We start from the raw sequence: 10,362 nt of genomic DNA on the forward strand, positions 1-10,362 counted from the left end.
GCTCACCGCGAAGCCCGGCTCACAGCGGCACCACGTTGACCAGCCTGGGTGCCCGCACGATCACGGTCCTGATGCCCGCCTCCGTCGCCGCGACGACCTTGGGCAGCCCTAGCACCTGTTCGCGCAGGGCGTCCTCGCTGATGTCTGACGGCACCTCGAGGCGGTCGCGCACCTTGCCCTTGATCTGGACTACGCAGGTGACGGTGTCCTCGACGAGCATGGCCGGGTCGGCCACCGGGAACGTCTCGAAGGTGATCGACTCGGAGTGACCCAGCCGCTGCCACAGCTCCTCGGCGATGTGCGGAGCGAGCGGCGCCACCATGACGACGAGCTTCTCGGCGGCTTCGCGAGGCACTGCGTCGAGCTTGGTCAGCGCGTTGTTCAGCTCGATCAGACGAGCAATGGCGGTGTTGAAGCCCAGCGTCGGGAAGTCCTTGGACACCGCGTCGATCGTCTTGTGCAGGGCCCGGGCCGTCGCGTCGTCCAGCGGCACGTCGACCACCCGCACGGCACCGGTCTCCTCGTCGATCACGTTGCGCCACAGGCGTTGCAGGAACCGCTGCGCCCCGACGACGGCCCGCGTCTCCCACGGCTTGCTCAGCTCAAGCGGGCCCATCGACATCTCATAGACGCGCAGGGTGTCGGCGCCGTACTGCTCGAACATCTCGTCCGGGCTGACAACGTTCTTGAGCGACTTGCCGATCTTGCCGAACTCACGGGTGACCGGTTGGCCCTGCCAGGCGTAGGACGTCTCGCCGGTGGCGGGATCGGCCACCTCGACGACCTCGGACGCCTCGACGGGCTGGCCACGGTCGTCCCGGTAGGCCGGCGCCTGGATGTAGCCCTGCGAGAAGTACTTCCGGAACGGCTCGTCGCTCGTGACATGTCCCAGGTCGTGCAGCACCTTGTGCCAGAAGCGTGCGTACAGCAGGTGCAGCACTGCATGTTCGACGCCGCCGATGTAGAGGTCCACCCCACCCGGGTCGACGACGCCCTCGGCCGCGCCGATCACGGGAGTCGCATGCGGGCCCATCCAGTAGGCCTCGTTCTCGGGGTCGACGAAGGCCGCGTCGTTGGCCGGGTCGAGGTATCGCAGGTAGTACCAACAGGATCCGGCCCAGTTGGGCATCGTGTTGGTCTCGCGGCGGAACTTGCGCAGCCCGCGCCCGTCGCCCAGGTCCAGCTCGACGTTGACCCACTCCTCGACCCGGCCCAGCGGCGGCTCGGGCTGGCTGCTCGCGTCCTCGGGCTCGAACGTCTTGGGCGAGTAGTCGGGGACGTCCGGCAGCTCGACCGGCAGCATCGAGTCCGGCACCGCGTGGCTGACCCCGTCCTCGTCGAAGACGATCGGGAACGGCTCGCCCCAGTAGCGCTGACGGCTGAACAGCCAGTCACGCAGCTTGTAGTTCACCGTGGGCTGGCCGAATCCCTTGCCTGCCAACCACTCGATGATGGTCGCCTTGGCCTCGGAGACACCCAGGCCATCCAGCGATACCTCGGCGTTGGCCGAGTTGACCGCCGGTCCCTCACCGGTGAACGGCTCGTCCTCCGGGTGGCCCTCGGAGGGCTGCACGGTCCGGATGATCGGCAGCTCGAACTGCGTGGCGAAGTCCCAGTCGCGCTGGTCCTGCCCCGGCACCGCCATGATCGCGCCGGTGCCGTAGCCCATCAGGACGTAGTCCGCGATGAACACCGGGATCCGTTGCCCGTTGACGGGATTCGTCGCGAAGGCACCGGTGAAGACACCGGTCTTGTCCTTGCCTTCCGTCTGCCGTTCCACGTCGCTCTTGCGCGACGCCGCCAGCCGGTATGCCGCGACGGCAGCTGCCGGGGACGCCTGACCCGAGGTCCACGTCGGGTTGGTGTCGGATGCCCAGTCACCCTGCGGGACCAGCGAGTCCACCAAGGGGTGCTCAGGTGCCAGCACCATGAAGGTGGCGCCGAACAACGTGTCGGGGCGGGTGGTGAACACCTCGATCGGGATGTCGGTCCCGTCCACGGCGAAGGCGACACGCGCTCCCTGGCTGCGCCCGATCCAGTTGCGCTGCATGGCTTTGACCTTGTCCGGCCAGTCGACGCGGTCGAGGTCGTCAGCCAGCCGGTCGGCATACGCGGTGATCCGCATCATCCACTGGCGCAGGTTGGTCTTGAAGACGGGGTAGTTGCCCCGCTCGGAGCGGCCGTCGTTCGTGACCTCCTCGTTGGACAGCACCGTGCCCAGGCCGGGCGCCCAGTTGACGGGCGCCTCCGAGGTGTAGGCCAGCCGGAACATGTCGAGGATCTCGGCGCGCTCGACATCGTTCATCTCGGCCCAGGGACGGCCCTCGGAGTTCACGGCCCAGCGGCTGCCACCCTCCTTCTCGAACTCCGCGACCAGCTCGGAGATCGGCCGGGCGCGGCCCTTCCCACCGTCGGGGCGCACCGCCTCCGGGTCGTACCAGGAGTTGTAGATCTGGGTGAAGATCCACTGCGTCCACTTGTAGTAGCCCGGGTCGATCGTCGCGATGGTGCGCCGGTCGTCGTGCCCCAGCCCCAGCCTGCGCAGCTGGCGCTTCATGACGACCATGTTCTCCTCGGTCGTCTTGCGCGGGTGCTCGCCGGTCTGCACGGCATACTGCTCCGCCGGCAGGCCGAACGCGTCGTAGCCCAGGCAGTGCAGAACGTTTTTGCCGGTCATCCGGTGGTAGCGCGCGAACACGTCCGTGGCGATGTAGCCCAGCGGGTGCCCGACGTGCAGGCCAGCTCCACTGGGGTAGGGGAACATGTCGAGGACGAGCAGCTTCTCGCGACCGGCGACCTTGTCCGGCTCGGCCCACGGACCGGCGGGATTGGGCGCGTGGAAGGTGCCCTCCTCCTCCCAGCGGTCCTGCCAGGCCAGCTCGATCGTCTCGGCCAGGTCGGCGGTGTAGCGGTAGGGCGTCTCGCTCATCTCATCCTCACGTCTGCTCGTCGGTGCAATCCCGCAACTGAGTCGTCACACAACTGGGTCGTGACACAGAAGAACCCCTCACGCAGGAGGGGTTCGCCGCGGTGACGTGGACCGGGTGGTCCGGATCGTCAACGCGGCTAGGGAAGAAGCAGGGACCGTGCCATGGCAAAAGGTTACCGCAGCGGCCTCGCGACCGGCCATGTCACCCTCTCCTACGCAGATCGGACGATGACAGGACGAGAAGGGGGTCGTACGTTCGGGCCATGGGGATGACAGACCGCGTGGTCGGCTTCGTGCGCCGGACCACCCCGTACCTGGGTCTGGTCGGCGGGCTGCTCTTCTTCGCCTACTGGTTCGTCCGCGCTCGTGAGGTCGCGCTGCCCACGGGGGTCGGAGCGCTCCTGGATGTCGGCACTGTCGTCCTGCTCGGCACCGCCGTACTCGGCTACCAGCTCGCCCAGGGCCTCGAGCCCGGGGCGTGGGTCGGGTGGGCCGGCGTGGCCGCCGTCCTCGAGGGACTCGTCTCCTCGCCGCCGACCGTGTGCCTGGGACTGGTCCTGCTGGGTGTCTCGATCGCCCGGTGCGGAGTCCACCCGCGAGTCCCCGGGATCATCATGTCCGTCAGCGCCTTGGCCCTGTTCCTGTCCTACTTCATGTCGGCCGGGTTCGGCCGCGGCTACGCCGAGGTAGGACTGCTAGCCAAGGGCGTGATGGGTCTGGCCCTCATCGGTGTGGTGGCGTCCCTGGCGGACCTGCTCGTGATCGAGCGCGGCGCCGCGCAGCACGCCAAGGCCTGACAACCCACTAGGGGGTTGTCAGTCCGGGTCAGTCCGGGTCAGTCCGGGTCAGTCCGGGTCAGTCCGGGTCAGTCCGGGTCAGTCCGGGTCAGTCCGGGTCAGTCCGGGTCAGTCCGGGTCAGTCCGGGTCAGTCCGGCGGGTCAGTCCGGCGGGTCAGTCCGGCGGGTCAGTCGGGTCGGCTTCCGGTTCGGGCTGCTGGACGGCGCCACAGTCGAGGAGCACGGGCTCTTCGTAGCCGGGCGGAACGGGCGGGTCCGGGGTCACGGGCGGGAACGTCGTCCCGTCCGGGCGAAGGTGCGAGGTCATGCCGCCACCGCCTCGTCCCCGAGGCCCTGCCGGAGCCGAGCCAGGATCGAGGTCAGCAGTCTCGACACCTGCATCTGGCTCACCCCCAGCACGGTCCCGATCTGTGCCTGCGTCTGGTCCTCGACGAAACGCAGACGGACGATCAGCTGCTCGCGGTCCGAGAGCAGCGAGAGGACCGAACGCAGCGACGCCACTCGTAGCATCTGCTCGATCGCGGAGCTCTCGTCGGCAACGGAGTCAGCCCTCGACCCGCCGCGCTCGTCGGGCAGGTCGAGGGACAAGGTCGAGTAGGCAGAGCCGCAGAGCTTCGCGAGAACCACCTCGCGCGCATCGAGCCCCAACGCGTCGGCCATCTCCTCGCTCGTGGGTGCCCGGCGCAGGCTCTGGGTGAGCTGCTCCTCGTCCGCCCCGAGGAGCGCTCGGACCTCCTGCAGCCGTCGCGGCGGACGGACCGCCCAGCCGCAGTCCCGGAAGTGGCGCTTGACCTCTCCGGAGATCGTCGGCATGGCGTAGGAGACGAAGCTGCTGCCCATCCCGGCCCGGTAGCCGCGGGCTGCCTTGACCAGGCCCAGCCGGCCGACCTGGACGAGGTCGTCGTGGTCGATCCCCCGTCCGCGGTAGCGCCTCGCCACCTGCTCAGGGAGGTCGAGGGTGAGCAGCACCGCCTCGTCCCGCAGGGCCTCGACCTCGCGGCGGTCGTTGGACGCCAGGGCCAGCTGCAGCAACGCATCCGCGCGCTCGTGCGGACCTGGTGTGATGTCGCCTGACCTGCCGGAGGGCGCCTGAACAGGGGTCGAGGATGGTGTCGCGCGCATGGTGGTCCCGTCTCTGGTGGAGAACGGTGGCACCTCTGCTGGACCACGTGTAGTACCTCCAGACAACCACGCGCGACGGCCGCGTGCAACAGCGGGACGAGGCAAAGCTGCAGGTCAGGCGGTGCGAAGCAGCCGTCGGCTGGTCCCGGAGAGGTTTGCGCTCGGAGGGTTTCCGAAGGCGCGACAAAGGGTAGACACCCGTTACCCGGGACGCGAACGATCCTGCGCCGGGCTTCGACCTTTCAGGAGTACCCGTGTCCAACGACGCCATCGTCATCCTTCGCGACGACCACAAGCAGGTCCGTGCCCTGTTCCGCGAGTTCGAGAAGCCGAGCACCACGAAGCCCCGCAAGGGCGCCATCGTCAAGAAGGTCATCGAGCTGCTCACGGTCCACACCTACATCGAGAACGAGGTCATGTACCCCGAGGTGCGGCGGCTGCTGCCCAACCTGGAGGACGACATCCTCGAGTCCTACGAGGAGCACCACGTCGCCGACGTCCTCGTGATGGAGCTCGCTGCATTGAAGCCCGGGGACGAGCGGTTCGAGGCCAAGACGACCGTGCTCATCGAGAACGTCCGGCACCACATGGACGAGGAGGAGCAGGACTGGTTCCCCAAGGTGCGCGACGGGCTGAGCCGAACGCAGCTCCGCGACCTCGGGGAGCAGCTGCTGGCCGCGAAGAAGAAGGCGCCCAAGTCCCCCGCCCAGCCCAGCGCCCTCAAGAAGGCCGTTGACGCGGTCGTGGCCTGAGCATGGCGCAGTCCCTCGGTGAGTCCCCAGCGGTCTCCGAGTCACCTGACCGTCCTGCTCTCACCGCCGTGCCCGACCTCCCTGAGCTGCTCGAGGACCTGGCTGCCAGCCAGGACGCCGGGAGCCGTCCCGAGGAGATCGGGGACGGACTCGAGGCGATGGTGCTGCACCCGGACTACCCGTGCCTCGGCGCGCGGTCCGTCTTCAACCGCGACCGGGCCACCGTCGTCGTGCTCGAGGGCCTGGCCACACACGCCGCCACCACGACGCTGGTCAGTGCCCTGACCGAGTTCGGTCAGGGCACTGACCGGGCGGCAGGTTTCGCCTCCCTCGTCGCCGTCTTCCGCGCGACGGACGTCGCCGACGAGACCGAGTTCGAGACCCTCCTGTGGCGGCAGCTCGAGCTGCTGCACGAGGCCGACCACCAAGCCTGGGACCCGCGGGTGTCCGACGACCCGGGCAACCCGCACTTCGCGTTCAGCCTCGGTGGGACCGCGTTCTTCGTCGTGGGCCTGCACCCGCAGTCGTCCCGGATCGCCCGTCGCACACCGCTGCCCACCCTGGTCTTCAACCTGCACGAGCAGTTCGAGGAGCTGCGGGGTTCGGACCGCTTCGACCGGATGCGTGACACGATCAGGCGCCGTGACACCGAGCTGCAGGGAAGTCTCAACCCGATGGTCGCCGACCACGGGCGCAGCTCCGAGGCCAGGCAGTACTCCGGCCGGGCGGTTCCGGCAGCCTGGGAGCCGCCAGCCAGTTTCGGCGACAAGGAGACCAGGTGAGCACCACCCTCGCGCCGCAGACCGGGACAGGGTTCCTGCTCCGGGCCGGCCAGGTCCTGACTGTCACCGACCTGCAGGGCGGACAGGTCAGCGACCTGTTCTGCTTCAACGCCGACGACCACGAGGAGAAGCTGTCCGGCGGTCGCACGATCGACTACGCCAACACAATCTTTCTCACGACCGGTCATGTGCTCTACAGCAACCGCAGCGCTCCCATGCTGACGGTCGTCGAGGACACCTGCGGGCGTCACGACTTCCTGCTCACCCCGTGCAGCCAGGACACCTTCGACCTGCTCTATCCGGAGTTCGAAGGCGCCTACCACCCCAGCTGCCTGGAGAACCTCAGCACCGGCCTGGCCCAGTTCGGGGTGCAGCCGGACCAGATCGGCACGACGCTCAACATCTTCATGAACGTCTGGCCCGAGCCAGGCGGGGAGCTGCACATCGACCCTCCGACGTCCGTGGCAGGCGATCGGTTCTCGGTCCGGGCCGAGATGGACCTGCACGTCGGACTGACGGCCTGCTCCGCGGAGAAGTCGAACGGCGGGGTGTGCAAACCCATCGAGTTCGCGGTGTCCGAAGGAGAGCACGCCCTCCGTGGTGGGCTGAAGTTCGAGCCCGTCAGCGAAGAACCGCCCCGCGGGTGATACTGACCCCATGCAGACACCCATTCCGCGCGAGGCGACTGAGGCCTTCGCGTCCCTCGCCAAGCTCGTCTACGCCGGGTCCGCGTCGCAGGAGGTCCTCGACGCGATCTGCCGCACTGCGATCGAGATCATCCCTGGGGCCCACCACGCGTGCATCTCCACGCTCGACGCCAACGAGCAACTTCACACACAAGCTTCCACCGACGACATCGCGAGCACGATGGACCGGCTCGAGTCCGAGGCCCACGAGGGCCCGTGCCTGGACAGCATCGTCGAGGACTCCGTCCAGCATGACGCCGACATCACTGACGACACGAAGTGGCCGCGGCTCGCCGAGCTGACTGTCAGCCGCACTCCGGTGCGCGGGATGCTGGGCTATCAGCTGATGGACGGGCTCGGTAGCCGAGCGGCCTTCAACGTCTTCTCGGACACCCCCGGAGCGCTGACCACGGAGTCCGTTGACGTCGGTGCCGTGCTGGCTGCCTTCACCTCGGTGGCCCTGGCGGCCGCCGAGCGTCAGACCAGCGCGGAGAACCTCAGACGCGGTCTCGAGAGCAACCGTGAGATCGGCAAAGCGATCGGACTGCTCATGGCAGCCCACAAGGTGAGCGACGAAGAGGCCTTCCAGATCCTCCGCAGTGCCTCGAGCCGCACCAATACCAAGCTCGCCGCGTTGGCAGACAAGATCAACGAGAGCCACCGCGAAAATCTGGCCTGACCGCGACGGGGCCACGAGGAGTCGGCAGTTGTCAGTGCCACGCGTTGCTTTGCTGTAAGTAGTCCAGAGCCGGTCAAGCAAAGCGCCAGCTGCCCTGGCCCGGTCGCCGCAGGCGCGCTCGACGTCCCTTCCCGAAGGTCAGCCTTGAGCACCAAAAGCGGCGCTGGAGTGCTGGTCTTTGTCGACGTGGACTGCATCCCGGAACCGTCCACCGTGAGGCGTCACACGGAGCGCTGGCCCGAGCTGCTCTGATTCGCCCTCGCGCGGGGCGGGCAGGGCTGGCGCCGCTGGTCCAGCGGCGGCGGAGCCACAGAGGCAGCAGCCCACCTCAGCACGGGGCATGCCACCAGCACCACCCCAGCCACGCACCGCCGGTGAGCCACCTCTCGTCGATCGTGCGGAACGCCAACGTGTTCCATGAGCGGGGGGCTGGTTCCCCATGGAAGGCTGGCTGGCCGAGTTCAGGGCACGCGGGTTGGCCGGGCTCGACGAGACGACGGGTCGGTGGCACGTGATGGCGACTGCGCCGTAGCCCCTGGTCCATCCCAGCCAAGATCGTCCGATATGTCCGTTTCTGTTGCTGGGCATGGGGGTAGGGAGAAGTTGGGCGCGCCGTCCGTCTCCAACAGCGCGGGACGGGCGGTGTGTCCACCCGGTGGCCGAGGTTTGCGGCTGCGTGGCCGGGGAATGCTGCAGGGACACCGCACCGGATCGCGCGCCGCTCGCGAGGCATAGTCGAGGAGAGGCCCATGACCGCACCACCTGCTCCCAGGAGCCAGCACCAGGAATGGTCGGACGAGCTGGCTGCCTTCCTGAGCCCCGCGTGCTTTCCCGCCACGCACGACCATCTCGCCGCCACGCTGATCCGCCGCCACGCCCCGAGCCGCCTCCTGTGGCACCTGTCCGTCCTGCCCCGCTCGCGACGGTTCGCATCGCTGGACCAGGTCATCGAGCACCTCTGCGGGGCTGCGCCACCAGCCCCCCACGGTTCCGGGACCGAGTGGCACTAGCGGGATGGTGCGCGGCCTCGGCGCCACCCAGCCAGGGGAACTCGCCGGTTGGGGCGAGGTGCGCGTCGGCACCTCCGGCTGGCGCTACCCGTCGTGGCGTGGCGACTTTTACCCATCGGGACTGCGCCAGCGCGAGGAGCTCGCGCACCTGTCGCGACAGCTCACCGGTGTCGAGCTCAACGGGTCGTTCTACTCGCTCCAACGGCCCAGCAGCTACGCGTCCTGGGCCGAGCAGGTGCCGGCCGACTTCGTGTTCGCCGTCAAGGGCGGCCGCTTCATCACCCACATGCGCAGGCTCGTCGACGTGCACACCGCCCTGGCCAACTTCTTCGCCTCCGGCGTGCTGGCGCTCGGCGACAAGCTCGGCCCCGTCCTGTGGCAGCTACCGGCCAGCCTCCCCTTCGACGAGCAGCTCCTGACCTCCTTCTTCGACCTGCTGCCCCGGACGACCGCTGAGGCGGGCTCGCTGGCGGAGCAGCACGACGACAAGCTGCCGGACGACCGCACCCTGACGGCACCGGTCCTCAACGTGCCGATCCGCCATGCCCTTGAACCTCGACACGAGAGCTTCCGCGCGCCCGGTGCTCGCGAGCTGATGCGCCGCCACGGGATCGCCATGGTGATCTCCGACAGTGCCGGCACCTGGCCACAGTTCGAGGTCATCACCTCCGATCTCGTCTATGTCCGTCTGCACGGAGCCGCCGAGCTCTATCGCAGCGGGTACTCGGATGCCGCCCTGACGGCATGGGCCGGACGGGTGGCCCGGTGGGCACAGCAGGGCCTGGACGTCCACGTCTACTTCGACAACGACGCGCTGGGACATGCGCCGCACGACGCCCGCACGCTGCTCACCCTGCTCGGCGCAGCTGAATCCGCCGACTCCCCCAAATAGGACTGATTGCGACGTTTGCGCAGGTCAGGGCTGGGCAACCCCCTACTACCGGCGGCCGAAACGGCCGCCCGTCCAGCACTCGTTGACAGAACAGGAATGGACATGAGCGAGACATACGGAACCACCGGCACCCAGAACGACGACACCACCAGGGAGCTCGGCACGGTCGAGCCCGCCCCGGTGAGCGGCACCGACAGCTATGGCACCGACAGCCATGGCACCGACAGCGCGATCGGTAGTGGCATCGGCACGGGAAGCACCAGCGGCACCGGCGGGTACTCGACCGGCGTAGCTGGCACGCCCGACTCCAGCGACACGAAGGAGGTGGCCAAGGAGGAGGCTCGCGCTACCGGCCAGGAGGCCAAGGACGGCGCTCGCCACGTCGCCGAGGTCGGCAAGGACGAGGTGAAAAATGTCGCGCAGGAGACGAGCCAGCAGGCCAAGGAGCTGTGGCAGCAGACGCGCAGCCAGCTGCTGGACCAGAGCGCCCAGCAGCAGACGAAGGTCGCCGAGGGGTTGCGGTCACTCAGCCAGGAGCTGTCGGGCATGGCGCGCGGCTCCGAGCAGCAGGGCGTTGCCAGCGACCTGGCCCACCAGGCCTCGCAGCGGATGGGCGATGTCGCGAGCTGGCTCGACCAGCGCGACCCCGGATCGCTCGTCTCCGAGGTGAAGCAGTTCGCCCGACAGCGTCCGGGAACGTTCCTCGCCGCCGC

The 10,362-nt window shown here is 68.5% G+C and carries 10 protein-coding genes and 1 pseudogene; 8 read left to right on the forward strand and 3 right to left on the reverse strand.

Annotated features, from left to right (window positions below):
- Positions 1 to 19: 19 nt before the first annotated feature.
- Positions 20 to 2,929 carry a leucine--tRNA ligase gene (gene leuS / locus EAH86_RS19470; protein ID WP_140743875.1) on the reverse strand — a complete coding sequence of 970 codons (2,910 nt, stop codon included), beginning with the start codon at positions 2,927 to 2,929 and terminating at the stop codon, positions 20 to 22.
- Positions 2,930 to 3,192: 263 nt separating this feature from the next.
- Between leuS and EAH86_RS19475 the strand changes: the two genes are divergently transcribed.
- A complete protein-coding gene (locus EAH86_RS19475; RefSeq protein WP_140743877.1) occupies positions 3,193 to 3,726 on the forward strand; it encodes a hypothetical protein in 534 nt (177 codons plus the stop codon).
- A 154-nt stretch (positions 3,727 to 3,880) separates the two neighbouring features.
- Here the strand turns inward: EAH86_RS19475 and EAH86_RS20355 are convergent, their stop codons facing one another.
- Together EAH86_RS20355 and EAH86_RS19480 are read right to left on the reverse strand one after the other, a co-directional pair.
- Positions 3,881 to 4,033, reverse strand: coding sequence for a hypothetical protein (locus EAH86_RS20355; RefSeq protein WP_161988721.1), 153 nt, complete (start codon positions 4,031 to 4,033; stop codon positions 3,881 to 3,883).
- Entirely contained in the window at positions 4,030 to 4,848 is an 819-nt protein-coding gene (locus EAH86_RS19480) for a sigma-70 family RNA polymerase sigma factor (RefSeq protein ID WP_140743879.1), read from the reverse strand. Before EAH86_RS19480 ends, EAH86_RS20355 begins: the two co-directional genes overlap by 4 nt.
- A gap of 254 nt (positions 4,849 to 5,102) precedes the next feature.
- On the opposite strand from EAH86_RS19480, the gene EAH86_RS19485 reads away from it, so the two are divergent.
- From EAH86_RS19485 to EAH86_RS19515, 7 genes and pseudogenes are all read left to right on the forward strand, one after another.
- Positions 5,103 to 5,600 (forward strand): hemerythrin domain-containing protein, encoded by a 498-nt coding sequence (locus EAH86_RS19485; RefSeq protein ID WP_140743881.1) that lies wholly within the window; start codon positions 5,103 to 5,105, stop codon positions 5,598 to 5,600.
- A 68-nt stretch (positions 5,601 to 5,668) separates the two neighbouring features.
- On the forward strand, positions 5,669 to 6,382 hold the full coding sequence (gene gntA, locus EAH86_RS19490) for a guanitoxin biosynthesis heme-dependent pre-guanitoxin N-hydroxylase GntA (protein WP_206665899.1): 714 nt from the start codon (positions 5,669 to 5,671) through the stop codon (positions 6,380 to 6,382).
- Positions 6,379 to 7,029 carry a DUF1989 domain-containing protein gene (locus EAH86_RS19495; RefSeq protein ID WP_140743883.1) on the forward strand — a complete coding sequence of 217 codons (651 nt, stop codon included), beginning with the start codon at positions 6,379 to 6,381 and terminating at the stop codon, positions 7,027 to 7,029. Before gntA ends, EAH86_RS19495 begins: the two co-directional genes overlap by 4 nt.
- Before the next feature lie 10 nt (positions 7,030 to 7,039).
- Complete coding sequence (locus tag EAH86_RS19500; RefSeq protein WP_140743885.1) at positions 7,040 to 7,747, forward strand: GAF and ANTAR domain-containing protein; 708 nt, start codon at positions 7,040 to 7,042, stop codon at positions 7,745 to 7,747.
- 749 nt (positions 7,748 to 8,496) lie between these two features.
- Positions 8,497 to 8,757, forward strand: a complete 261-nt coding sequence (locus EAH86_RS19505) for a DUF2795 domain-containing protein (protein WP_140743887.1) — start codon at positions 8,497 to 8,499, stop codon at positions 8,755 to 8,757.
- A 4-nt stretch (positions 8,758 to 8,761) separates the two neighbouring features.
- Positions 8,762 to 9,649 (forward strand): DUF72 domain-containing protein, encoded by an 888-nt coding sequence (locus EAH86_RS19510; protein WP_140743889.1) that lies wholly within the window; start codon positions 8,762 to 8,764, stop codon positions 9,647 to 9,649.
- A gap of 102 nt (positions 9,650 to 9,751) precedes the next feature.
- A pseudogene (locus EAH86_RS19515) lies at positions 9,752 to 10,362 on the forward strand (hypothetical protein); the annotation flags it as partial.

The organism is Pedococcus bigeumensis, assembly GCF_006438965.1.
Taxonomy (GTDB): Bacteria; Actinomycetota; Actinomycetes; order Actinomycetales; family Dermatophilaceae; genus Pedococcus; species Pedococcus bigeumensis_A.

Excerpts from the sequence above, each read along its gene's own strand:
- leuS (WP_140743875.1), bottom strand. The coding sequence starts at position 2,929 with ATGAGCGAGACGCCCTACCGCTACACCGCCGACCTGGCCGAGACGATC.
- EAH86_RS19475 (WP_140743877.1), top strand. The coding sequence starts at position 3,193 with ATGGGGATGACAGACCGCGTGGTCGGCTTCGTGCGCCGGACCACCCCG.
- EAH86_RS20355 (WP_161988721.1), bottom strand. The coding sequence starts at position 4,033 with ATGACCTCGCACCTTCGCCCGGACGGGACGACGTTCCCGCCCGTGACC.
- EAH86_RS19480 (WP_140743879.1), bottom strand. The coding sequence starts at position 4,848 with ATGCGCGCGACACCATCCTCGACCCCTGTTCAGGCGCCCTCCGGCAGG.
- EAH86_RS19500 (WP_140743885.1), top strand. The coding sequence starts at position 7,040 with ATGCAGACACCCATTCCGCGCGAGGCGACTGAGGCCTTCGCGTCCCTC.
- EAH86_RS19505 (WP_140743887.1), top strand. The coding sequence starts at position 8,497 with ATGACCGCACCACCTGCTCCCAGGAGCCAGCACCAGGAATGGTCGGAC.
- EAH86_RS19510 (WP_140743889.1), top strand. The coding sequence starts at position 8,762 with ATGGTGCGCGGCCTCGGCGCCACCCAGCCAGGGGAACTCGCCGGTTGG.